This window comes from Pseudomonadota bacterium, assembly GCA_010028905.1.
GTDB lineage: Bacteria > Vulcanimicrobiota > Xenobia > RGZZ01 > RGZZ01 > RGZZ01.
In genome coordinates, this window is the sequence record RGZZ01000028.1 from 1 (window position 1) to 22,429 (window position 22,429).

Genomic DNA, 22,429 nt, shown 5'->3' on the forward strand with positions numbered 1-22,429 from the left:
GAAGACCGCGGTGCACCCCGCTTGAGCGAGCGCGCAGCGCGAGCCTCGCCCCACGAGACCTCTGCCCCACGATGAGCGAAGACATGGCCTGGAAACCCGGCCCCTCGTCCCCGCGGCCCCGCGGGGATGAGATCCACCTGTGGCGGGCCAGGCAGGACCGCCCGCCGCGGCCCCACGACGAGCTCGCCCGGCACCTTTCGCCAGAAGAGCAGGCCAGGGCCGCGCGCTTTGCGTTCGCGCGCCTCACCGAGCAGTTCATCGTGGCCCACGCGTTCGTGCGCGACGTGCTCGGCGCCTATCTCGGGGTTGCGCCGGTCGAGGTCCCCATCGAGATCGACGCCCAGGGGAAGCCCCACCTGCGGGGCTCCGACCTGCGCTTCAACCTGAGCCATTCGGCCAATCTCGCCGTGCTCGCGGTGGGCACCCGAGAGCTGGGCGTCGACGTGGAGCAGATCCGCGGCGATGTGCTGCGAGAGCGCATCGCCGAGCGCTTCTTCTCAGCGCTCGAGGTACAGGCCCTGAACGCGCTGCCCGCCGAGCAGCAGGCGGCGGGGTTCTTCAGCTGCTGGACCCGCAAGGAGGCCTACCTCAAAGCCCTGGGCACGGGCCTGCGCATCGCCCTCGATCGGTTTGACGTATCGCTTGGCCCCGACGAGCCCGCAAGGCTCATCGCCGATCGCGGGAATGATGACCTGCAAGCCTGGAAGCTCGCAGCCTTCACGCCCGATCGCGCGTTTCGCGGCGCCGTGGTGGCGCGCGGGCATGACTGGAGCCTTCGGGGGTTCGACTGGTCCGGACCCTTGTAGGAATCAGGAGCAAGGCCCCGAACATGGGGGGCCGCGCCCCAGATCGGGCGTGCTCGAGAGCGGGCCGGCGCCCACCGGACGCTCGCCCTGACCCTGCCGGCACGGCCGGCAAAAGACACGGAGAGGCTATCGCAATGGCGCTGAAGACGTCAAAGGAAAACGGCAAGGCGAAAGAGTTCGAGGGGATCGAAGACGACCGCACCACCATGGATGAGCGAGGCCTGCGCCGCGCCTACCTCGACAACCTGCACTACATCCAAGGCAAGGACGAGTTCACCGCCACAGCGCACGACCGCTTCATGGCCCTCGCCTACACGGTGCGCGACCGCCTCATGCACCGCTGGATCGCGGCGCAGCGGGCCTACGCCGACGCAGACGCCAAGCGTGTCTACTATCTCTCGGCCGAGTTCCTGATGGGGCGCTCGACCTACAACAACCTCATCAACCTCGGCATGGCCGACGTGATGCGCGACGCCCTGCGTGATCTGGGCCTCGACCTCACCGATCTGCTCGAAGAAGAGCCCGACGCTGGTCTGGGCAACGGAGGTCTGGGGCGCCTTGCGGCCTGCTTCCTCGACTCGATGGCCACGCTGCAGCTGCCGGGTGGCGGGTACGGAATCCGCTACGAGTTCGGCATCTTCGATCAGGAGATCCGCGACGGCCGACAGGTCGAGCTCCCCGACCAGTGGCTCAAGAACGGCAACCCGTGGGAGATCGTTCGCCCCGAGCGCAGCGTGATGGTGAGCTTCGGCGGCCACACCGAGATGGCAAGCGACGAGAACGGCGGCTTCTCGGTGCAGTGGGTGCCCGCACAGACGGTGGTGGGCGTGGCCTACGACACCCCCATCAGCGGCTTTCAGGTGGCCAACGCCAACACCCTGCGCCTGTGGCGCGCTCGCGCCTTCCAGGAGTTCAACCTCCAGGAGTTCGACCAGGGCGACTACCTCGCCGCAGTCGAGGAGAAAGCCATCTCCGAGAACATCTCGAAGGTGCTCTACCCGAACGACAACTCGGCCCAGGGGCGCCAGCTGCGGCTCAAGCAGCAGTACTTCTTCGTGGCCTGCTCGCTCTCCGACATCATCCGGCGCTACCTCAACGTGCACCAGAACTTCAAGGCCTTCTCCGACAAGATCGCCATCCAGCTCAACGACACGCACCCCTCCATCGCGGTGGCCGAGCTGATGCGCCTCTTCATCGACGTGCACAAGCTGCCGTGGGACGAGGCCTGGCAGATCACGGTGAACACGTTTGGCTACACCAACCACACCCTGCTCGCGGAGGCGCTCGAGACGTGGCCCATCGATCTCTTCGGATCGCTGCTGCCCCGCCACCTCGAGATCATCTACGAGATCAACGCACGCTTCCTCGAACAGGTGAAGAAGCGGTTCCCCGGAGACAACGCCCGCCTGGGGCGCATGTCGCTCATCGCGGAGGGTTCAGAGAAGCGCATTCGCATGGCCCATCTGGCCACCGTCGGCGCGCACTCGGTCAACGGTGTGGCCGCGCTGCACACCGAGCTGCTGCAGCAGAGCGTGCTCCACGACTTCTACGAGATGTGGCCCGAGCGCTTCAACAACAAGACCAACGGCGTGACGCCCCGTCGCTGGCTGCTCGAGTGCAATCCGCGCCTCTCGAAGGAGATCACCACGCGCATCGGCGACCGCTGGCCCGCGCACCTCGACGAGCTCGAGAAGCTGCAGCCGTTCGCCGACAAGCGCCCCTTCCGCGATCGCCTGCGTCAGATCAAGCGCGACAACAAGAAAGACCTGGCGCGCTACATCAAGGACCACCTCGACATCGACATCGACACCAGCTCGATGTTCGACGTCATGGTGAAGCGCCTCCACGAGTACAAGCGCCAGCACCTCAACGTGCTGCACATCATCACCCGCTACCTGCGGCTGAAGCACAACCCGGATCTCGAAGTGGTGCCCCGCACCTTCATCTTTGGCGCAAAGGCCGCGCCGGGCTACTTCATGGCAAAGCTCATCATCAAGCTCATCAACGCCGTGGCCGATGTGGTGAACAACGACCCCGCGGTGAACGGTCGCTACAAGGTCGTGTTCATGCCCAACTACCGCGTGTCGCTGGCCGAGCGCATCTTCCCGGCGGCCGACCTGTCAGAGCAGATCTCGACCGCGGGCAAGGAAGCGTCGGGCACCTCGAACATGAAGTTCGCCATGAACGGCGCGCTCACCATCGGCACCCTCGACGGCGCCAACGTCGAGATCCGCGATGCCGTTGGGCATGAGAACTTCTTCTTGTTCGGCCTGCGCGCCGAAGAGGTGGCGCACCTCAAGTCGTTCGGCTACGATCCGCGCGAGCCGCTTGCCCACAACGACGAGCTGCGCGACGTCATCAACGCCATCTCGACCGGACTGTTCAGCCCCGATGAACCGGACCTGTTCCGCCCTCTGGTCGACGACCTGATCAACCACGACCCCTACATGGTCCTGTGGGATTACGCCTCGTACATCCGCTGCCAGGAAGAGGTCGACGCCGTGTTCCGCAGCCCGGACGAATGGGCGCGCCGCGCGGCCATCAACGTCGCGCGAATGGGACGCTTCTCATCTGACCGCGCCATTCAGCAGTACGCCGACGATATCTGGAAGATCAACCCCGTGAACGTGAAGCTCAACGGCAGTAACGTCTGACGCGTACGTCCCCGAAAGCCCCGAGAAAAAGAAGAGGAGGACGCTCAGACGTCCTCCTCTTCTCTCTTGCGCGATGCGCGGACGGTCTGCCGCCTACTGTGCCGCAGGGGCCTGCTGACCGCTGGCGGCGGGACGCGGACGCGGTGGGGGAGCCGCCGCAGCCTGTGGAGCAGGCGCGGCCTCCGTGCGGGCGGCTTCCCGGGGCGCCAGGATCATGTGCATGAAGCGACCTTCCATGCGCGGAGCGCGCTCCTGCACGGCAAACCCCGCCAGCTCTTGAAAGAGACGCTCGAGCAGCCCCATGGCCAGCTCAGGATGGGCCATCTCACGGCCTCGGAAGCGGATGGTGACCTTCACCTTGTCACCGTCTTCAAGCAGGCGCCGCGCCATTCGGTACTTCACCTGGAAGTCGTGCTCGTCGATCTTGGGCCGCATGGTCACTTCGCGAAGCTCGACCAGCTTGCGCTTGGCTTTGGCCTCGCGGTCTTTCTTGGACTGCTCGTACTTGAAGCGGCCGTAATCCATCATGCGGCAAACGGGAGGATCTGCGGTGGGGGAGATCTCGACCAGGTCTTTCTCTCGTTCATCTGCCAGCCGCTGCGCCTCGCGCAGGGAAAGTACTCCCAGCTGCTGCCCCTGGTCGTCGATCACGCGCACGTCGCGCGCGCGAATCTCCTGGTTGACCCTCAGTTTCTTCGAAATGGAACTCCACCTCCGTTGAGATTTCGATATCGCTCAGCCCGCGTGAGTCGTGACACTTCGCGCCCTCACCGACGCTGAACGGCGACACCAACCTTCATTATACCCGATGATCGGCTCCGGCGGAACATGCGCGGAACAGGTCAAGATGGGAGGGATTTGTTCACAGGCAGACAGATTCCTTCGAGACGCGCACCGCAGAGGAGAATCGGCGCAGGCCGGCAAGGCACGCGGGTGGAGGAGGAAGACGGGCCGGCGCGAGAACATGACAGACATGCGCTGCTACGACAACCCGCTGCACATCTCTGCGCTGACGCGAGGATGGGCCACATGGTGATCGCACTCGTGCATGGCCTCATCATCGCCCTGTTCCTCGGACTGGGCGCGCGGTGGCCGCGCTCGGGCGGTCGTGGGCTGACGGCCGACACGCTGCTGAACCTGGCGAACGGCGCGCTGCTGTTCGGCCTGAGAACGCTCTTCGTGACCTGGGCCGCGATGTCGATAGACCTTCCGCGCTGCGATCTCTCGAGCGTGAAGGGCTTTGGTCCACAGCTGCTCGTGGTGTTCCTCATCTCCGACTTCACCCGCTACTGGGTGCACTACCTGCATCACCGCATCCCTCTGCTCTGGCGGTTCCACGCGGTTCATCACAGCACGTCTCGGCTCGACGCCACAGCCGGGCTGCGCATGCACCTGGTCGACTTCGTGCAGCTGTCGCTCATCCCGGTGGTGCTCTTCGGCGTGCTCTTCGACGTCTCGTCCTTCGACCCGTGGGTCTGGCCCGCGCTCGTGATCATCACCGATCTGTTCGATGCCTTTCAGCACGCCGACATCGACATGTCGCTCAACCATCCGCTGGCCACGGCGTTTGACTGGGTCTTCAACAACCCGGTCTTCCACAGCTGGCACCACTCCATCGACCCCGGCGCCCTGCACGGCAACTATGGCCAGGCGCTCACCATCTGGGACCGCATCTTCCAGACCCACGTTCCACACACGCGAAGCGCCACAGCTGTCGGCCTTCCTTCCGGCGAGCGCCTCCGCGGGACTTTGTGGGGCCTGCAGATGCTGCGCCCGGAAGGCGCAACGACGGCGCGCACGGAACACATCACCGCGTGACAGGGCGGTCTGCTATACTGTGAACATCTGACGAGGAGCCGAGCCCTTCCCCATGGCCGAAACCATCCTGGTCGTCGATGACGAAGAGGCAATTGTGGAGTTCGTCGAGATCAACCTGCGACGCGCTGGCTTCGACGTGATCAAGGCCTACACCGGAAACGACGGTGTCCTGGCCGTGAGAGAGGCGCGTCCCAGCCTCGTCGTGCTCGACATCATGCTGCCAGACATCGACGGGTTCCAGGTCTGCAGGGAGATACGTCGGTTCTCTTCGGTGCCCGTCATCATGCTCACGGCGCGCACCGAAGACAAGGACAAGATATCCGGCCTCGAGACGGGCGCCGACGCCTACCTCGTCAAGCCGTTCAACCCTGACGAGCTCATTGCCTGGATCCAGGCGGTGCTGCGACGCTTCACCCCCGCGGCGAGCGATCCCGCCAACGCGCCGCTGCTGTTCGGAGATCTCTCCATCGACGCCACCGCCCGAAAGGTCTGGCGCGGAAGCCGGCAGATCGAGCTGTCGCCTCGGGAGACCGAGCTGCTCATCTTCTTCGCGCGCAACACCGGGCGCATCTTCACGCGCGCAGAGCTCCGACGCGGCGTCTGGGGAGACGAGTTCCTCGAGGAGCGCAGCGTCGATGTCCATGTGCGTCGGCTACGCGAGAAGATCGGAGACGACGCCCTCGAGCCCCGCTACATCATTACCGTCTGGGGCACCGGATACAAAGCCAACCCTGACCTTGCCCCGAACGCGGAGTAGCGCGCGCCTGCGCCCCCTTCTCGGCTACGCCGCCTCCGCCGCCCGACCGGCTTCAGCGACCCATCTGACGACGGGAAGCCGCCTCAACAGCGCGTGACACAATGTACTCAGCGATACGCTCGGAGGCCCCTGGTGGCCCCATTCGATCATATCCCGCAGCCTGCATGCGGGCATAGCGCGACGGGTCTTCAAGTATGGCGCAGACCTCATCGGCCAAGGCCGCCCCGGCGCGGTCGACCACTGAAAGCGCATCGCCCAGCAACCCCTTCTGACGCGCGCGATACCAGCCCATCGGCTGCTTGCCGTCAGAGTCGAACGAGACCACGGGCTTGCCCATGCCCACGGCCTGCTCGTTGCCGGTTCCCGCCTGTCCGATGACCAGCTGGGCGGGCCTCACCACATCACCGAAACGACCCCGGACCAGGAGAAGGCGCTGTCCGTGGCCTTCCAGCAGACCCTCGCAACCGTCTCCTGCGAAGGCAGGGTCATCGCGCCACGACCAGCCCTGAGTGGCGGCAACACGAGCAAGCTCAGCCACATCGATGGAATCCGCTAGCGCCATCACATAGAACATGCGACGGCGCTGGCCCAGCAGCCGCGACGCGTCGAGGAGCACCGGCAGGTCTCGGAAGGCCACCTTTCGACTGCCCGGAAGGATGGCGACACAGGTTGCGTCACGCGGCACCGGCAGATCGTCAGCGGTCACGCCGAGGGAGTCCATCATGGCGTTCCCCACCCACCGGGCGTTCACCCCGTGCCCACGCAGCGTGGCCGCCGTGGGCTCATCGCGGGTGAAGACCGTGTCGCAGAACCGACGGAAGACGACACGCTCCAGCCAGGAGTAGGCATAGTAGTAGTTCGACTTCGCGGTGCCCACCATGATCACGGGCTCTCGCGCGAAAAGGGCACCGAAGAGCGTCGGAATCGTGTCTCCCACGGCAACCAGGGCGCCGAGACGCCCCCGCAGCCTTCGCAAGGTGCGGATCTGCTCGAGGGTCATGGCCCAGAGGCCGGCCCGCAGGTCGGTGAAGACATTCGACCAGCCGGCAAGGAGAAGCCCTCCGCTGGGCATGAGCTCGCGAGGCCCCACCGTCTCGATGCCCAGGCGCTGATAGGCCTGTCCCTCACCCACCAGCGGCATTGCGAAAACGCGAGGCGCGTTCTCCAGTCGCAGGATGTGCTCCACGACGCTTGCGGCAATGGTGTCTTCGCCGAAGCCATTGCTCAACACGAGGACGTCACCCGCGGGGAGGTGGGGAGCCACGGTCAGGCAACCCCCTCGGCTGCTCGATCGGCTTCTTCGACGCCGGCCCCCGCCATGGGCACGAGCGCGTAGTCGACGATCTCGATGCCCCCGCCCTCGTTCACGCGGAGGCGCATCTTGCCCACGAACCGACCATAGCTGCCCGTCTGAACGATGGCGGCGCCTCCGACGCGACGAGGAGTCTCGAGAAGCGTGTGCGAGTGCCCCCCCACGATGACATCGATGCCCGCCACGGCGCGGGCGATCTCACAATCAGCCTCGAATCCGCTGTGACTGAGCAGCACGAGAACGTCGACCTGCCCCCGGAGCGATGAGACCAGCGCGGGGAGCACGTCGAGGGGGCGTCGGAACTCAAATCCGAACAATGTCTGCCACAGGGAAGGTTCGAGGTACTGCACGGGAGTGAGGCCGAGGAAGCCGACGCGCGTTCCCCCCACGTCCTTGATCAGCGTCGGCTGCCACAGGTGGTTCACCTTGCCGCGAAGATCGCGCACGTTGGCGCACACGAAGGGAAACCCGACCTGGGCGCGACGACGGCGGAGCACCCCCCGCAGGTAGTTGAACTCTCGATTGCCGAACGCCATTGCGTCGTATCCGACGCGGCTCATGGCGTCGAGAATCGGCTCGTGAAGCCGAAAGACGGTATTCGAACCGCGAATGGCGTCGCCCGCGTCGACGAGCAGGGTAGAGGCGTCCCGCGGATACGCCTCGAGAAAGGGGAACACCGAACGACGATCGTGCATGTCGTTGGTGTGCAACAGGGTGAGCTCGCGTCGCATCAGCGCACGAAGTCCTTCCACCCGGCTTGTCGGATCAAGCACCGCCCCCAGAGGCTGCCGGCCCGGGTACGTCGTCGAAGCGCGAGAGCGCGCCGCCGCAGACCAGCGAGGCGCCCAGCACAGCGCCGAGCACGCCGCCGGGCAGCCCTCCGACCGTCTGCCCGCCGTAGACGAGCCCGAGAAGGGCAACCCAGGAGATCCACTGCGAGCGAACCGAGAAGAAGAGGGTCCGACCCAACGTGTATCCGAGAAGGCCCCCGATGATCCCGGCCTCGATGGCGCCCACCACGTTCCCGGATGGCGCCTCGGGGGGCACCCCGTTGCCATAGCCCGTCAGAAGGCCAAAGACGATTCCGAGCAGACTGAGGCCGATCTCGAGCTCTTTCTCCTGAGATCGAAGCAGAGGGCTCACGCCCGCGCTGCTGCGCGCCGGCTCGTCGTTGACGGAAGATGCGCTCTCCGGCGCCTCATCGTCGACCTCGGTGACCTCGGCCTCGATCTCGACGCCACTCGTCTCACCGGCGGCGCGCTTGCCCGCCGTGCCCGTCTTGCGAAACTTCTTGGACATGAAAAATCCCTTTCGTGCATCAGATCGACAGCGCTACGTCGACGATCTACCCGCGCAACACGAGCTCCCAGACGCGAGACTGCATGATGAGCTTGGCCAGCATCATGAAGATCATCACCGTGAACAAGGCGAGGGTGTGGATCTCGGCCGAGGAGATGACCCCCCACCGGAAGGTTCCCTGGCGGTGCGAGTAGGGGGTCAGACGGGGAAGCACCCGGGGAACGCTGGCAAGGTACTGCTGGTAGTCGTCCCCGAACATCTTCGAGAGATAGGCCTCTTCGAGCGGAATGATGATGCCGTACACCGTCACATAGCTGACGATCTGCACCGAGGCGAGAAGCCAGCGCAGCGACCAGTCGAGACCACCACACCCCACGATGACGAATCCGAACGCGGTGATGAAGTTGCCGACATACAGCGGATTGCGAACGTAGGCATAGGGCCCGGCAGTGACCAGCTGCGGCGCGATGACGCGACTCTCTCGCGTGGTGGTGCCGGAATAGCCGACGCCCCAGATGCGCAGCGCCTCTCCGAGCGCGGCCACCAGAAGGCCGAGAAGAAAGCTCTCCTTTGTCGGGCGGCAGAGCGCGAGAACGAGCGCCGCAGATGGAATCAAGACATAACCGCGCCAGCGAAAGACCCACTCTCTCATGCGGGCACCTCCAGTCGTACAGGTCTGCAAGCATCGAGGATCACATCAGCCATGCGATCGGAGGCCCCCTGGCCCTGCGTCAGGCTGCGCAGCTGCGCGCTCATCTCGGCGCGCCGCCGATCGCTCTGCAGCAGATCGGCCGCGACCCGGGAGATCTCGCCTGGCTCGTGCTCCACGCGAACCTCCGGAACCACCTCACGTTGCGCGAGCACGTTCGGAAGTGCGGTGAACTTGATCTTGCGAAGGATTCCCTTGAGAAGATGACGTCGGATGCGCGAGGCCAGCGGCATCATGCTCAGGAAGGCACCCAGTCCGCCCCGCGGGATTCGGGCGCGCCACGACATGGCCACCACCATGGGGCGTCCCAGGCAGGCCATCTCGGCGGTGTTCGTGCCGGGAATGGTGAGCAGCATGTCAGCCACGTTCATGAGATCGTACTGCTGGCCTTGAACCACGTTGATGCGCAGCCCTCTCTCGGTCTCTACGGTGAGACGGCCGTCATCGGCCACGATGAGCGTGCCGTTGCTGCCCGTGAGATAGGGCGACGACTGTGCCACGAGGCAGCGACGCAGCTCATCGTGTGAGATGAACGGTGAGAGGGCGAGCGCGAACTGCACGTTCGGCACGTCACGGGCCAGATCTTCGGCCACCCGGAGGAAGACCGAAAGGCTTGCCTGCACGTGATAGCTCCGGCTGCCGGGGAAGATGCCCACCGTGAGGGCGTCTTCACGCAGCTGCCACTGTCGCAGCGCCTGGGTGCGGCTGAGCTTGGGGCGAACGGCCTCGAACATCAGGTTGCCCACCAGCTGCACCTTGCTCTCCGGGACCCCTGCGTTGACGAGGTCAGCCCGCGTCTTCGCGTCGGCGACACAGATCTGGCGGAAGTAGCGCCCCCACGACGATGGCCGATCGGTGTAGGCCACCGCGGGGAAGCCAAGCTTGCGCGCCATGAGAACAGCGTGCCAGTAGTCACCGCCGAGGAACACCACGACCCCGTCGTTGGCAGGACGGTAACGCGACTCACCGATGCCGGAGAGGTAGGAGAGAAACTCGCGCGGTGACAGCACCAGATCGACATCAGACCACGAATCAGCGATCTCGGCCTCACGCCCGCTGGCGTATGGACAAGGGACGAGCATCACGATGATGCGCGCGCTCGCGGATCTCTGTCGAACCTTCTCGACGGTCACCCGAACCCAGGAAGACAGCTCTCCAGGACTGTTCGTGATGACGACCACATCAGGGCCCATTGGAGATTGTCTCCCAGATGTACTCAGCGACCCGGTCGATGGCGCCCGGGCGGCCGAGTTCATTCTTGACCTTCAAAAGGTTGTCCTTCATCTCTGCAAGCCGCACCGGGTCTGTGAGGAGCGCCATTGCCTCCGCGCAGATGCGTGCCGGACTGGCGTCGTGCTGAATGAGCTCAGGAACCACCTTGCGCTGGAGCACGAGGTTGGGCAGCCCCATGAAGGTGAAGTCGGTGAGGACGAACTGCGCCAGGAAATAGTCGAATCGCGCCAGGCGGTACACCAGTATCATGGGCGTCTCGTGTATCACGGCTTCGAGGCTGGCGCTGCCGCTGGTCATGATCAGCAGGTCGGCCACGGTCATGACCGCATTGCTTCCCCCCTCGACCACGGTGAGCGACAATCCCGGCGCGTGGCGAGCCGCGGTCTTTCTCACGAGAGCAGACAGGCCGGGCGAGGCCACGGGAACCAGGAAGTGCACGTCGGGCAGCGAGCGGGCGAGGCGCGCCGCGGCTTCGAAGATGCTCGGGCTGATGCGCGAGATCTCCGCCCTTCGACTTCCGGGAAGAAGACCGACATAGCGCCGGCCCGCGGGCAGCCCAAGGCGGGCGATCACCTCATCACGAGGGCCCTCGGGAACGACGGTGTCGAGAAAGGGGTGGCCGAAATAGGCCACGGGCTGGTTTGCCTGCTGGAACATGCGCTCGGTGTAGGCAAACGTGGCCACGACGTGATCGACACGCCGCGCCACGGTTCTCACCCGCTCCGGGTTCTTCGTCCAGGCAGACGGGGGAAAGTAGTAGAGCGTGCGCAATCCCAGGTTTCGCGCAACCTTGGCCAGGCGCATGTTGAATCCGGGGCAGTCGATGAGCACCACCAGATCAGGTCGGGAGCGCGCCACCACGTTGCACAGCCTGCGCCAGATCATCCACAGGAGCGGGAGGCGAACCAGGGCATCCCAGATGCCGATGAAGCCCCAGGTCGAGCTGTCTTCGAGCAGCCGAGCACCCGTGGCACGGATGCGCTCAGCCCCCACCGCCTCGATCTCGAGTGTGGGGTCGACGCGCCAGAGCGCTTCGATGAGCCTGGCGCCCTGAAGATCGCCGGAAGCCTCCCCCGTCACGATCAGCATGCGCAGGGGCCTGCCGCGACGGCCAGAACCTTCCCCGCCTTCCGCCGGGCGAAGCCCGTCGACGCTCGGGGTCTCGTGATCAGGCACGCCCGTCAGTCCGTGACCGGCGTTCCTTCGCGGTGCGCCTCGCCGCGATGCTGCCGGCCATTCCCGTTGCGCTCGGCGAAGCGCATCAGCACGCCCATGCGAGACTTCTGGCCCATGAACGAGACCAGATGCTCGATCTCTGGATAGAGGTGAACCTGCTGCCGCACAGCCTCGAGAGCCTCCGGGAGGTTCAGGCCGCTGCGGGTGATGAGACGAAACGCCTGGCGCAGGGCCGCGCGCACATTGGGCTTGATGCCGCGACGCTTGAGGCCGATGCTGTTGATCTCGTAGATTCTTGCGGGCTGGCCGTCGACAATGGAGTAGGGCGGGATGTCCTTGATGACCTTGGCGGCGCCTCCGACCATGGCCATGGTCCCGATGCGGACGAACTGGTGCACCCCCGCCATGCCGCCGAGCACAACGAAGTCCTCGATCTCGACGTGGCCCGCCAGCCCGGAGTAGTTGGTCATGATGATGCCGTTGCCGAGCACGCAGTTGTGGGCGACGTGGGTGTACGCCATGAGGAGATTGTCATTGCCCACCACCGTGGCCCCGAGATGGTTGTAAGCCCGGTTGATGGTCACATACTCGCGGATGACGTTGCGGTCACCGATGCGCACGTGCGACTCCTCGCCGCGATAGCGAAGGTCTTGAGGCGCGGTTCCGAGGATGGCGCCGGCGTGGATCTCGTTGTCAGCCCCGATGCGCGTCCAGCCATCGATGACAACGTGAGAGGCGATGCGCGTGTTGGGACCGATGACGACGTGAGGTCCGATCACGGTGAATGCGCCAACGCGCACGCTCTTGTCGAGCTGCGCTTCCGGATGGATCTGCGCCGTCGGATGGACGTCGAACGCAATCGATCCAGGGGCAGATAGCTGATGCGTCACTTGGATTACCTCCGCCGAGGGTTCATCTGCCGCCGTTCTCCTGCGAGGGCAGATCACCCGCTGGCCGTATCTTCAACCTTCGGCCCGACAGCCCTCTTCCGGGGCCCGTTCCGCTTGGGTGGGGCGTGTCGCCGGCTGAGGGCTCAGCCGGCCACGGCAACCCGCGCGCGAGAGAACGCGGCGTTGCTGCTCACGAGCTTCATGTTGTTCACTGCCGAGATGGCCAGCTCGAGCGCCCGCTTGCCATCTTCACCCGTCACCAGCGGCGTGCGATTGGTGGTCACGCACTCCGTGAAGTGCTCGAGCTCCAGGCGCAGGGGCTCTTCCTTCTTGATCGGGATGTACTCCGGGGGATTGGTCTGCTTCTCATTGTCCGGCGTGAGAATCGCCAGCGTCTGGTTGATGAAGTCGAGGCTGAGCGTTCGAACGTTGTCGCCGTCCTCCTCGACCACCTGAAGGTGTCGCAGGCGCTCTCCGCTGACCCGGCTGGCCAGGAGATTGGCGATGCAGCCGTTGGTGAAGCGCACCTGGACCGACGCAAGATCTTCGTGCGGCGAGTAGAGCGAGCGCCCCAGCGCCGTGACCTCCTCGACGGGGGAGTCGACGAGGTTCAGAAGGATGTCGAGGTCGTGGATCATCAGATCCCAGATGACCCCCACGTCGGTGTTTCGCCGAGAGGGGTAGCTGAGGCGATGGGACTCCACGTACAGCGGCGTCTTGACCATCTTCTTCAGAAGCGCCACCGCCGGGTTGAAGCGCTCGAGATGACCTACCTGAAGGATCAGGTTGCGACGCTTGGCCAGGCTGACCAGGTGCTTGGCCTGCATGATGTCGACGGTGATGGGCTTCTCGACCAGCACGTGAATGTCGTTCTCGAGGAACTCGCGGGCCAGATCGTAGTGCATGCTCGTGGGGACGACGATGTTGACCGCCTGCACGCGGGAGAAGAGGTCACGATAGTCGGTGAAGAGGTTCGTGCGATAGCGCTGGGCGACCTGATGACCGCGCAGCTCATTGATCTCGACCACGCCCACGAGCTCGACATGGGGCATCTCTGAATAGATGCGCGCATGGTGCTGACCCATGTTGCCGATTCCGACGACGGCGACCTTCACTCGTTCCAACTTTCTGTTCCTCCTCGAGGCGCCTGTCCGCGGGTTCTCACGGCGACCCTCGTCGCCCCGCGGGAGGGATACATCGCTATCTCACGGTCACGGGGCGATGATTGTCCGCTTCCATTCCACATGAGGGGGCAATGCCCTCTTTCAACGATTCCGATTGACCGCAACAGTACTGACTCCAGATTGCCTTGACAAGTTGCTGGTTTGCCGCGTGCCCGGGCCTCACGGCCACGACGTGGGCACGCAGGCGGAGCCCGAGGGTCGCGAGGTCTCCCAGCAGATCGAGGGCCTTGTGCGCAGCAAGCTCGTTCGGCATGCGCAGGGGGCTGGAGTAACCGTCGGGCATGACAACGATGGCGTTCTCCAGGCTTCCTCCTCGGGCCAGGCCAGCCGCCCGAAGGGCCTCGACCTCTTCGAGGTAGCAGAACGTCCGGGCAGTGGCCAGCGTGCTGCGAAAGCGCTCGGGGGTCACGATGATGTCGGCGGCCTGACTTCCTGCAACAGGGTGCGCCGTGACCGACGCCGCGGACACGCGCAGCTGCGGCGAGGGCAGGGCCAGCAGATGCGTCTCCCCAACGGAGACCAGCACCGGCTCGACCACGTCGATGACACGGGCCTCTCCATCACACGCCGCGATGCCGGCCGAATCGACGGCCGCCAGCCAGGGTGCGGCACTGCCGTCGAGAATGGGCATCTCCTCGGCGCTGATGTCGATGAGCAGGTTGTCGATGCCGAGCGCGTAGGTGACCGCGAGCAGATGTTCGACGGTTCTCACGCCCGCAGACGGGTTTCGCAGGGCCGTGCATCGCTGGCCCGCCTCGAGCGTCTGCGGACCCACCGCGATCTCGGGGGCATCAGCGAGGTCGATGCGCCGAAAGCGGATGCCGTGATCGCGCGGAGCGGGGTGCAACGTGACCTCCACGTCGACGCCGGAGTGCAGCGCCACCCCCGACACCGTGACGGCACATTGCAAGGTCTGCTGGGGAAATTTCTCAGATGCCATCTCTGCCTCGCGAGGTCTCCTGGGGAGGAGACTGTATCAGGATGCGCGCCGGATAGTGGGACCCGGCCTGCGGCATGGTGATGATGCGAACCGTGCGGTTCTGCTGCGGCAGGAGCTCGAGCGTGCTGATGAGCTGGCGCGCGGGAGGCTTGAGACAGGCCGATTCGAGAAGCCGCCCCTCCACGAGAAAGCTCCCGAGGGCCACCCCGTTCACCGGCTGGAAGTACAGGGAGATTCTGCGGGTCTCCGAGGTGGGGTTCTGGAGCTCGACGCGAAGCTCGTAGAGAACACCGTAATTGCCCGTGTTCGGCTCACCGCTGACCGGGTCGATGAGCCAGGGAGACTTCCCGAAGGGAATCTCGCGTGCATCAGACGAGCCCGCCACATACTTCTCGTTCACGAGGATGTTCGGGCGAGCGAAGACCCCCTTCGGATGGATGCGAAACGGATTGAACGGGGCGTCGACCACCTTCTCGATGCGACCCACGCGCTCTCTGTCAGCGCTCGTCTCGACGGTGACGCGGAGCTCATCGCCCGAGAGGAGCTGCATCTGGGCCAGACCCGAGACGATCTCACGCGCGGGCATGCGATACTGCGCCAGCGACCAGGTGCGATGCGGGGGAATCGTGAGAACCACGCCCTGATTGCGCGAGAGGTCCTCGAGGAAGCGCGTGTTGCAGCGGTGACCGACATAGAGCTCTTCCTGGGCGGGCCCTCCGTCAGCCTGGAGCACGTGCACGCGCACCGGCTCAGCGCTCGGATTGGTCAGGTTCACCCAGAGGTACTGCACACCGCCTCCCGCGTTGAGGTGCGAGTACAGCAGACGGGTCGGCTGGTCTCGGCGAAACGCGCTGCTGAACAGGACGCCCTCGCCGCCGATCTTCTCCGGACGATTGCTGAGCATCAGCAAGACGGGCGCCTGGAGAGCGGTGTTCTCGTTGCGAATCACAACGTCGACCACACGGCTCACCGTGAAGTAATCGGGGCCCTCGATGCTAACCGAGACCTTTACCGTGGCCTCGGCCCCGACCCCCAGCGACGATGGCAGTGGCGTGAGCATGCGGGTCTCGACCGTGGCTCCCGGCTTCGAAGTGACCGCCGTGCGAATGCCCAGCGCCACCCCCTCCTCGAGGGTCTCCGCGGAAGCCGGCGTTCCCGTCACGTCCTGGCGCACGCGCTCAGAGATCGTGCCCGCCACCTCCTTGATGGCCACCGGCACCTTCACCGCCGCCCCGCCACGCGTCACCTGAAGCGTGCAGCGACCGATCTCTCGGGCCTTCAACGTGATCACGTCGGCACTCACTGACGCCGTCAGCCCGCGGCCGCTGGCGCGGACCTGGATGGGCCCTGTGGCAAGACCAGCAACCTTGAGGGTCCGGACTCCCCCGACCCCCATCACAAGGCTGTCGGGGGTGACTGCGAGAAAGCCTACACCCACAGCCGAGCGGAGGCCTCTCACCCAGCGCTCGGCGAGCTCCTTTGAGGAGCAGCCGTTGGCCTTGGCCTGAAGATCGTCGACGGTGCAGATGGGGCGACCTGCCCAGACGATGCAATAGAGGCCTTTGCGCTGCACGGCCTCGATGGTGGCGGCGGGCTTGCGAGCGCGTATCGCTGCGTCGACGTTGCGCTGAACCACTTTGGCACGCGCGTCAGCGCTGGCTTTGGCATCTCCCGCAAAGGTCATGACCACCGTGCCTCCCACCAGAACGGTGGGACGAGCAACTGCCGATCCGATGCTCAGCAGGGCAAATGCGGCGATCAGCACCAGGGCCCGGCGGATCATGACGGATCGGCCTCCTGGGCCAGCCGCGCCTCCAGCGCCGCAAGACGGGCTGCCAGCGCAGGCACGCGATCGAGCTGCGACTGCAGCCAGCGATGCTCCTCCACGGGACGCATGGGGTATCCCTCGACGTGGCTGCCTGCAGGCACGTCTTTCGTGATGCCGGTGCGCGACTCGGCGATGGCACCACGATGGATGGTCTGATGGGGAAGCGTTCCAACGGCGGCGCCCAGGGTGACCTGGTCCTCGAGGGTGCAGCTTCCCGCGATGCCTGTCTGCGCGCCGATGCGGCAATCGTGTCCGATGCGGACGTTGTGGCCGACCTGGGCCTGCGGGCCGATGACCGTACCCGCCCCGACAATCGTATCAGAGGTGGTTCCTCGGTCGACGCAGACACCTGCGCCGATGAACGCGCCGTCTTCCACGACCACGCCGCCCACCTGGGGGACCTTGTGGTGGACGCCCCCGTCTTCGACGAAGCCGAAGCCGTCAGAGCCGATCACCACGGCGGGGCCGACGATGACCCCGTTCCCCAGCCTCACCTGATGCAGCAGGACTGCGCCCGCACCGATGACGCAATCGGCGCCGATCGCACAGCCGTCGCCCACGCACGCACCGTCTTCAACACGGCTGCGCGCGCCGATGCGAACCCCGTCGCCAAGCACGACGAACGGGCCGAGGCACACGTCTTGAGCAAGCTCGACCCCTTGACCCAACACGCAGGTCGGATGGACCTGCGCGTTCTCTGCCATCGTGCTCACAGCGCTCCGCCTTCTCTCTCGTACTGTCGTCACTCTCGCAGGAGAGCCGGTCAGCGCGCCTTCTTGCCGTCCTTGAGCTCGGCCTGAACCTCGATGGTGATGTCGTAGCCCAGGCGCTGGTAGAGATGCAGCCACGGCGTATCGAGCAAGACGATGTCGAGGTTCTTCTCCTTGGCCACGGCCGTGGACGCCGTGCGGATCTCCTCGGTCAGCTTGTCGACGAACTTGCGGCGGGTCTGATCCCACTTCTGAATCGATTGCTCGAGCTCTTGCTTGCGCTGGTCGTCCTTGAGGAACGCCTCGACCTTCTTGGGGTCGGTGCCGAGCTCGCCGATGAGGCGCTGCCGCTCCTGGACGTACTGCTCGCTGAACTTCTTGTAGTCATCGATCTCTGGCAGGACGCGCTCGAGATTGACGACGCCGAAGCGAAGGCCTGCCTTGTCTGCGTGCGCGCGTGACGCGCAGCCTGACATGAACGCGCCCGTCAGCGCAACGCCGAGCAGGACCACGAAGGATGCGACTCTGATCTTCAAGTTCGTGAAGCTCCCTGTTGATGAAGCGGTCGGCGCTGCCGACCCAGACTGGTAGACCCCGTGGGTTTGTCGGATCACGGGGTTCCCGTAGAGGCTGACGGGGACGAAGCACCCGCCGCCTGCTTGAGCGCCAGCTCGGTGAGATCCTGGCACTTGATGTTTACGCGGTAGTCACCGACCACCAGCGGAACCTTCTGCTCCTCGGCGAGCTTGCGCACGTTCTCTCGGATCTGCGCCATGATGGCGTCGTGCACGCGCTCTCTCTGCGTCTTCAGCTCGGTGAGCTGCCCCGAGAGGCGATCGCGTCGGGCCTTCTCCTCCGCCGACAGCTTGCCCTGAGACTTCACAGCGCCCGCGATGAGGCGTTTCTGCTCGGCCTTGAGCTTGTCCTCGATCTTCTTCTGCTCGGCCTTGAGGTGTGCTTGTGCCTGCTCGGAAGCCGCTTTCAGCCCGCCGACGAGCTCGTCCTTGTGGGCCTCGAACCGCGCCTTCAGCTCGCGCTGCTTCAGCTGCATCGCGGCCTGGAGGTCGGCCACCTTCGTGGGCTCCATGCCAGACACCCCATACTTCGAGAGCACCGCGCCCTGTCGTGCACGGATCTGGCTGTCGACCTCGGCCTTCACCTTGGCGCTGTAGGCGTTGAAATCAGCCTGGTGCTTTGCCAGGGCAGCCTTTCGCCGCGCATCGAAATCAGTGGCCAGCTCCTTGCGAAGCTCGTCACGTCGCGTCTCTTCCTTGTCGGTGAGCCTGGCCAGCTGGTCTTGCAGCGACTTGCGCTGCTCTTCGTCGGTGGCGGTCTGGAGATCGAGCTGGAGCTGAAGCTTCTGGGCCTGATCGGCCTTCAGCACCGCCTCCATCTGCTCGGCAACCCGCCCCTCCATCTTTCGCTTGGCGTCTTGCATCTCGGCGTCGACGGCCTGCTGTATCTCGACCTGCCGCGCGGCGATCTTCTGACGCGCCACGAGAAGCAGGGGTTCGGAGGCCTTCGCCATCTCGGCCTGCAGCTTGACCTTGGTATCGGCGCCAGGGCCTACCGTGATGGCCCCGCCAGCGCCCGCTTTTCGCTTCAGCTCTTCCTGGTAGGCCTGGAGCTGGGAACCGATGCTGGCGGCTTCTGCCTTCAGGGTCGACTCCACGGCCGCCTTGCGGGCGTCGATGTCGCTCTTCATGCGCGCCACATCAGCCTGGAACTTCTCGACCAGACGATTCTTCATGGCGTCGAGCTGCTTGCGGATGTCCTTTACAAGCTCGTCCTGACTGGGTCCGCTTGACTCGATCTGCGCGCTGAGATAGGCGATCTCCTGATCGATCTGCTCAAGACGGGTGAAGTCGGGGTTCGCGCGCATCAAGCGCTCGATGTCGACCACCCCGACGTGGCTCAGCACGTCTTCCGCCACGGGGCTTGCCACGGGCTGCGCAGGCGCAGCGCTGACAGGCCAGCGGAAGACGAGGCCGACGCCCAGCCCGGTGGCGACAGCAAGCGTGAGAACGTTGCGGATCGCGTGTGAGATCTTCATGCGAGCCCTGCCTTCCACGGTTGGCTAGATGAGCTTCTTGATGACATCATCGGTGAGGTTGCGGCCACCCCACATGATGTGGTGGCTGTTCAGGACGAGACTGAGGCCCTTCTCCTTTGCCACCGACGTGATGGCCTCGGTGACCTTGTCGTTGACGGGCTTCATGACCTCGACCTGCTTCTCCTGGAACGCCTTGGCCATCTCCTGACGGACCTTCTCGCGGTCATCGGGCGACAGGTTCTTGGCCTTCGCCTGAACCTCACCGGCCATCTTCTGATACTCGACGAGCATCTTCTGCTGGGCTTCCTTGTAGAGACGCAGCTCGGAGATGGTCTCCTGGTTGACGTAGCCCACGGTGCTGTCTGCGGGATCAGCCGGCTCGGTCTCCTTCGAGAGATCGGCGGACTTCATCTCTTCGAACTTCTTCTTGACGTCTTCGGTCACGTCGGCTACGCCCGTGACCACGATGCGCTTGTCGAGAACGACCTTGTAGCCGCGCTCCTTCGCAAGGCTGGCGATGGCAAGGGTCACGCGACGGTTGAGCGGTGTGACGCGCTTGCCCTGCTCCTGCTGGAGGTCGTCGCGCATCTGCACCCGCAGCTTCTCGGCCTCTTCCGGAGAGAGCTTCTTGTCCTTGATGATCTGGAGCAGCTCAGTCTCCTTGTGGTTGCCCAGCTCCTCGAGGTCCTTCTTGGCCTTGGTGAACTCCGGCAGGGCATAGATGGCCTCAGAGTCGAGCATCGCCACCTGCTGCGTTCCTTGTGAAGATCCGCCGAGCGGGCTCCCGCCGGGGGTCTTCTTCGTGAACAGGAGCACACCCACCACCGCGATGACCGCGACGGCCACCACGATGAGCAGCCCTCTCAGCATTGCCTGGGGTCCGCTGTCCGCCTTGTTGTCGGTGTCTGCCATGTCGATTCTTTCCTCTTGAGCGGACGGGTGCCAGGCGGGCCGTGAGGCCCAGCGGCAAGAGGCGCCCGCTCCAAATTGATGTTGGACTATACCTTATTCAGTCGAGTTTCGCAAGTTCTCGAGCCAGCGACCCAGGCCGGTGGGCGCGCATCGCGACGACGCTTCCGGGAGACACGCTCCCAGAGCGCTGTCGAGACAGCGCTGACACACTCCCGCTCCTGCCGTCTCCAGAGAGACGGATCAGAACGATTGACCGAGGTTGATGGTCGAGCGATTTCCCCGATCTCCCATTGAGTAGTCGAGACGGATCACGCCGAGGCCGAGACTCGGAAAGACCAGGCGCAGACCGACGCCCACGTCCTTGTAGAGGCGGAACGGCTGATTGCTGAACCAGGCGTCGCCCATGTCGGTGAAGATCGCGCCGTTGAGCAGCTTCAGCTTGGCGATGGGGAAGCGGTACTCGGCATTGAAGAGAACGAAGCGGCTGCCGATGAACGAGTTGTCAGGATATGCGCGCAGCGTGTCTGAGCCACCGAGGTAGAAGATCTCGGTGACCGGGAGCGCGCCATTGCCAGCCCCGGCCCACAGGCGCATCGCAATGGTGTTGCTGCGCTGCGGAATGTAGTGACGGATCTCGAACTGTGCCTTGCTGAAGCTGAAGTTGCCCCCCAGCGGTCCGCCGCTGACAGCGATTCCGCCGTTGGCGTAGGTTCCCTGATGGGGGTTGAAGAGGTCGTCACGGGTGTCGCTGAGCACGTTCACCGAGAGCGAGTTCGCGATGCCGGTGCCGAGACCGATGGGCACGTAGGCCGAAGCCGCCGCCTGGGTGATGTTGAGCGACTCGTGCTTGAACGTGGCGAACATGCGAACGTCGTCGCTCAGGAACTTGCCGTAGGTGAGCGTTCCACCGGTGCGCCGATCGTTGTAGAGCGCGTAGGCGTTGGCCACGCCGCCCTGGACGATGACCGGCTGGCGCAGGTTGTTGTACGAGCTGTGGTAGAGCGAGATGCCGGCGGAGTCCTGCTGGTCGTTGAGCACGGGGTCGAAGTAGCTGACACCGTACGACTCGATGTTCACGCCGCGCTGCCACGACACCGACGCCGACTTGCCGGTGCCGTTGTAGTTGCGCTCGGAGAACGAGATGGCGCCCGTGACACCAGACTGGAGCGCTCCCGTGCCACCGCCCGTGTAGCCGAGGCCGAGGGTGGCCATTCCCGTCTTCTGCTCCTTGACCTTCAAGACGAGAACGACCTTGCCCGCCTCAGAGCCGGGCTCGGGCTCAACGTTGACGGTCTCGAAGAAACCGCTCGAGTTGAGTCGCTCGATGTCGCGCTGGAGACGGGTGCGCTTGAGCACCGCGCCGACCTTGGTGCGCATCATGCGCTTGAGGACGATCGAGCGGGTGCGCGTGTTGCCCTCGACCCGGATCTCCTCGACCTTGGCCTCGATGACGTTGTAGGTGACGGCACCCTCGTCCTTGTTCACCCCGGGCTTGATGTTGTCGAGGATGTAATCGTGCTTCTCGTAGTACTTGGCGATGCGCTCGGAATCGTCTTTCATCGTGAACTGGTTGAACAGCTGGCCCGGGCGCATCTTCACGAGCGCCAGGAGAGCCGGGGTCTTGAGGGCCGTATTCCCCGCGATGCGGATCTCGCGCACCACGACCCCCTCGGTGATGCCCAGCCGCAGAACCCCGTCTTGCGCAAACTTCAGGTTCGTGACGTGGGTGGGCTCGAGCAGATAGCCCAGCTCGTTGTCGTAGTAGCGGTTGATCACCGTGATGTCGGCGAAGAGCGTCTTCGTGTTGAGGATCTTGTCGACCCGGGTCTCCATGAGGCTTCGGATCTTCTCGCTGGGAACGATCTTGTTGCCCTCGATGACGACGCTCTTGACCACCGGGTTCTCGAGCACGCGATAGACCAGGCGCACCCCGTTGATGTACGGCTCGGTGCGCACCTTGACATCGGTGAAGAACCCGAGCTCGTAGATGTTCTGCATGTCACGCTGGATGCGCGACTTCTCTGCCGGCTCGCCGATGCGCGAGGAGACCACCTGCAGGATGTCGGCCGTGGGAACGGCGCTGTTTCCCTCGACGTCGATGAGCTTGACCAGGAGACCCTCTTCCCTCGGCCCACCTTCCGCCCCGCT

At 64.8% G+C, this 22,429-nt stretch carries 20 protein-coding genes; 4 read left to right on the forward strand and 16 right to left on the reverse strand.

Annotated elements, in window-relative coordinates; genetic code table 11:
• Together EB084_03900 and EB084_03905 are read left to right on the forward strand one after the other, a co-directional pair.
• Positions 1–806, forward strand: an 806-nt coding sequence (locus tag EB084_03900; GenBank protein ID NDD27392.1) for a 4'-phosphopantetheinyl transferase superfamily protein, incomplete at its 5' end; no start/stop codon positions are given.
• A gap of 134 nt (positions 807–940) precedes the next feature.
• Positions 941–3,460 carry a glycogen/starch/alpha-glucan phosphorylase gene (locus EB084_03905; protein NDD27393.1) on the forward strand — a complete coding sequence of 840 codons (2,520 nt, stop codon included), beginning with the start codon at positions 941–943 and terminating at the stop codon, positions 3,458–3,460.
• Positions 3,461–3,553: 93 nt separating this feature from the next.
• Here EB084_03905 and EB084_03910 read toward each other — a convergent pair whose 3' ends face one another.
• On the reverse strand, positions 3,554–4,150 hold the full coding sequence (locus EB084_03910) for a translation initiation factor IF-3 (protein NDD27394.1): 597 nt from the start codon (positions 4,148–4,150) through the stop codon (positions 3,554–3,556).
• Positions 4,151–4,288: 138 nt separating this feature from the next.
• On the opposite strand from EB084_03910, the gene EB084_03915 reads away from it, so the two are divergent.
• On the forward strand, positions 4,289–5,278 hold the full coding sequence (locus tag EB084_03915; GenBank protein ID NDD27395.1) for a fatty acid hydroxylase family protein: 990 nt from the start codon (positions 4,289–4,291) through the stop codon (positions 5,276–5,278).
• Positions 5,279–5,330: 52 nt separating this feature from the next.
• Positions 5,331–6,035, forward strand: a complete 705-nt coding sequence (locus EB084_03920; protein ID NDD27396.1) for a DNA-binding response regulator — start codon at positions 5,331–5,333, stop codon at positions 6,033–6,035.
• Positions 6,036–6,087: 52 nt separating this feature from the next.
• Here the strand turns inward: EB084_03920 and EB084_03925 are convergent, their stop codons facing one another.
• From EB084_03925 to EB084_03995, 15 genes are all read right to left on the reverse strand, one after another.
• Positions 6,088–7,305 carry a hypothetical protein gene (locus tag EB084_03925; GenBank protein ID NDD27397.1) on the reverse strand — a complete coding sequence of 406 codons (1,218 nt, stop codon included), beginning with the start codon at positions 7,303–7,305 and terminating at the stop codon, positions 6,088–6,090.
• Entirely contained in the window at positions 7,302–8,078 is a 777-nt protein-coding gene (locus EB084_03930; GenBank protein NDD27398.1) for a hypothetical protein, read from the reverse strand. Before EB084_03930 ends, EB084_03925 begins: the two co-directional genes overlap by 4 nt.
• Positions 8,079–8,112: 34 nt before the next feature.
• Positions 8,113–8,646: a hypothetical protein gene (locus EB084_03935; GenBank protein NDD27399.1), complete on the reverse strand. Its 534-nt coding sequence runs from the start codon at positions 8,644–8,646 to the stop codon at positions 8,113–8,115.
• A 46-nt stretch (positions 8,647–8,692) separates the two neighbouring features.
• A complete protein-coding gene (locus EB084_03940; protein ID NDD27400.1) occupies positions 8,693–9,298 on the reverse strand; it encodes an isoprenylcysteine carboxylmethyltransferase family protein in 606 nt (201 codons plus the stop codon).
• Positions 9,295–10,611 carry a hypothetical protein gene (locus tag EB084_03945; GenBank protein NDD27401.1) on the reverse strand — a complete coding sequence of 439 codons (1,317 nt, stop codon included), beginning with the start codon at positions 10,609–10,611 and terminating at the stop codon, positions 9,295–9,297. Before EB084_03945 ends, EB084_03940 begins: the two co-directional genes overlap by 4 nt.
• A complete protein-coding gene (locus EB084_03950) occupies positions 10,538–11,764 on the reverse strand; it encodes a lipid-A-disaccharide synthase (protein ID NDD27402.1) in 1,227 nt (408 codons plus the stop codon). Before EB084_03950 ends, EB084_03945 begins: the two co-directional genes overlap by 74 nt.
• Positions 11,765–11,769: 5 nt before the next feature.
• Positions 11,770–12,624, reverse strand: a complete 855-nt coding sequence (locus tag EB084_03955; GenBank protein NDD27403.1) for an acyl-ACP--UDP-N-acetylglucosamine O-acyltransferase — start codon at positions 12,622–12,624, stop codon at positions 11,770–11,772.
• Positions 12,625–12,797: 173 nt separating this feature from the next.
• The gene (locus tag EB084_03960) at positions 12,798–13,739 is read right to left on the reverse strand and encodes a gfo/Idh/MocA family oxidoreductase (GenBank protein NDD27404.1); all 942 of its coding nucleotides are present in this window, start codon (positions 13,737–13,739) and stop codon (positions 12,798–12,800) included.
• A gap of 115 nt (positions 13,740–13,854) precedes the next feature.
• Positions 13,855–14,778: a UDP-3-O-[3-hydroxymyristoyl] N-acetylglucosamine deacetylase gene (gene lpxC, locus EB084_03965; protein ID NDD27405.1), complete on the reverse strand. Its 924-nt coding sequence runs from the start codon at positions 14,776–14,778 to the stop codon at positions 13,855–13,857.
• Positions 14,768–16,561: a hypothetical protein gene (locus EB084_03970; protein ID NDD27406.1), complete on the reverse strand. Its 1,794-nt coding sequence runs from the start codon at positions 16,559–16,561 to the stop codon at positions 14,768–14,770. Before EB084_03970 ends, lpxC begins: the two co-directional genes overlap by 11 nt.
• Positions 16,558–17,319, reverse strand: coding sequence for a UDP-3-O-(3-hydroxymyristoyl)glucosamine N-acyltransferase (locus EB084_03975; protein NDD27407.1), 762 nt, complete (start codon positions 17,317–17,319; stop codon positions 16,558–16,560). The genes EB084_03970 and EB084_03975 overlap by 4 nt, the downstream gene beginning before the upstream one ends.
• Positions 17,320–17,369: 50 nt before the next feature.
• Positions 17,370–17,852 (reverse strand): OmpH family outer membrane protein, encoded by a 483-nt coding sequence (locus tag EB084_03980; protein NDD27408.1) that lies wholly within the window; start codon positions 17,850–17,852, stop codon positions 17,370–17,372.
• Positions 17,853–17,926: 74 nt separating this feature from the next.
• A complete protein-coding gene (locus EB084_03985) occupies positions 17,927–19,369 on the reverse strand; it encodes a hypothetical protein (GenBank protein NDD27409.1) in 1,443 nt (480 codons plus the stop codon).
• A gap of 24 nt (positions 19,370–19,393) precedes the next feature.
• Complete coding sequence (locus EB084_03990; GenBank protein NDD27410.1) at positions 19,394–20,281, reverse strand: OmpH family outer membrane protein; 888 nt, start codon at positions 20,279–20,281, stop codon at positions 19,394–19,396.
• Positions 20,282–20,521: 240 nt separating this feature from the next.
• Positions 20,522–22,429: hypothetical protein (locus tag EB084_03995; GenBank protein NDD27411.1), on the reverse strand; the 1,908-nt coding region annotated here is incomplete at its 5' end.

Excerpts from the sequence above, each read along its gene's own strand:
- EB084_03905 (NDD27393.1), top strand. The coding sequence starts at position 941 with ATGGCGCTGAAGACGTCAAAGGAAAACGGCAAGGCGAAAGAGTTCGAG.
- EB084_03915 (NDD27395.1), top strand. The coding sequence starts at position 4,289 with ATGCGCGGAACAGGTCAAGATGGGAGGGATTTGTTCACAGGCAGACAG.
- EB084_03920 (NDD27396.1), top strand. The coding sequence starts at position 5,331 with ATGGCCGAAACCATCCTGGTCGTCGATGACGAAGAGGCAATTGTGGAG.
- EB084_03930 (NDD27398.1), bottom strand. The coding sequence starts at position 8,078 with ATGCGACGCGAGCTCACCCTGTTGCACACCAACGACATGCACGATCGT.
- EB084_03935 (NDD27399.1), bottom strand. The coding sequence starts at position 8,646 with ATGTCCAAGAAGTTTCGCAAGACGGGCACGGCGGGCAAGCGCGCCGCC.
- EB084_03940 (NDD27400.1), bottom strand. The coding sequence starts at position 9,298 with ATGAGAGAGTGGGTCTTTCGCTGGCGCGGTTATGTCTTGATTCCATCT.
- EB084_03945 (NDD27401.1), bottom strand. The coding sequence starts at position 10,611 with ATGAACTCGGCCGCCCGGGCGCCATCGACCGGGTCGCTGAGTACATCT.
- EB084_03960 (NDD27404.1), bottom strand. The coding sequence starts at position 13,739 with ATGGGTCAGCACCATGCGCGCATCTATTCAGAGATGCCCCATGTCGAG.
- lpxC (NDD27405.1), bottom strand. The coding sequence starts at position 14,778 with ATGGCATCTGAGAAATTTCCCCAGCAGACCTTGCAATGTGCCGTCACG.
- EB084_03970 (NDD27406.1), bottom strand. The coding sequence starts at position 16,561 with ATGATCCGCCGGGCCCTGGTGCTGATCGCCGCATTTGCCCTGCTGAGC.
- EB084_03985 (NDD27409.1), bottom strand. The coding sequence starts at position 19,369 with ATGAAGATCTCACACGCGATCCGCAACGTTCTCACGCTTGCTGTCGCC.
- EB084_03990 (NDD27410.1), bottom strand. The coding sequence starts at position 20,281 with ATGGCAGACACCGACAACAAGGCGGACAGCGGACCCCAGGCAATGCTG.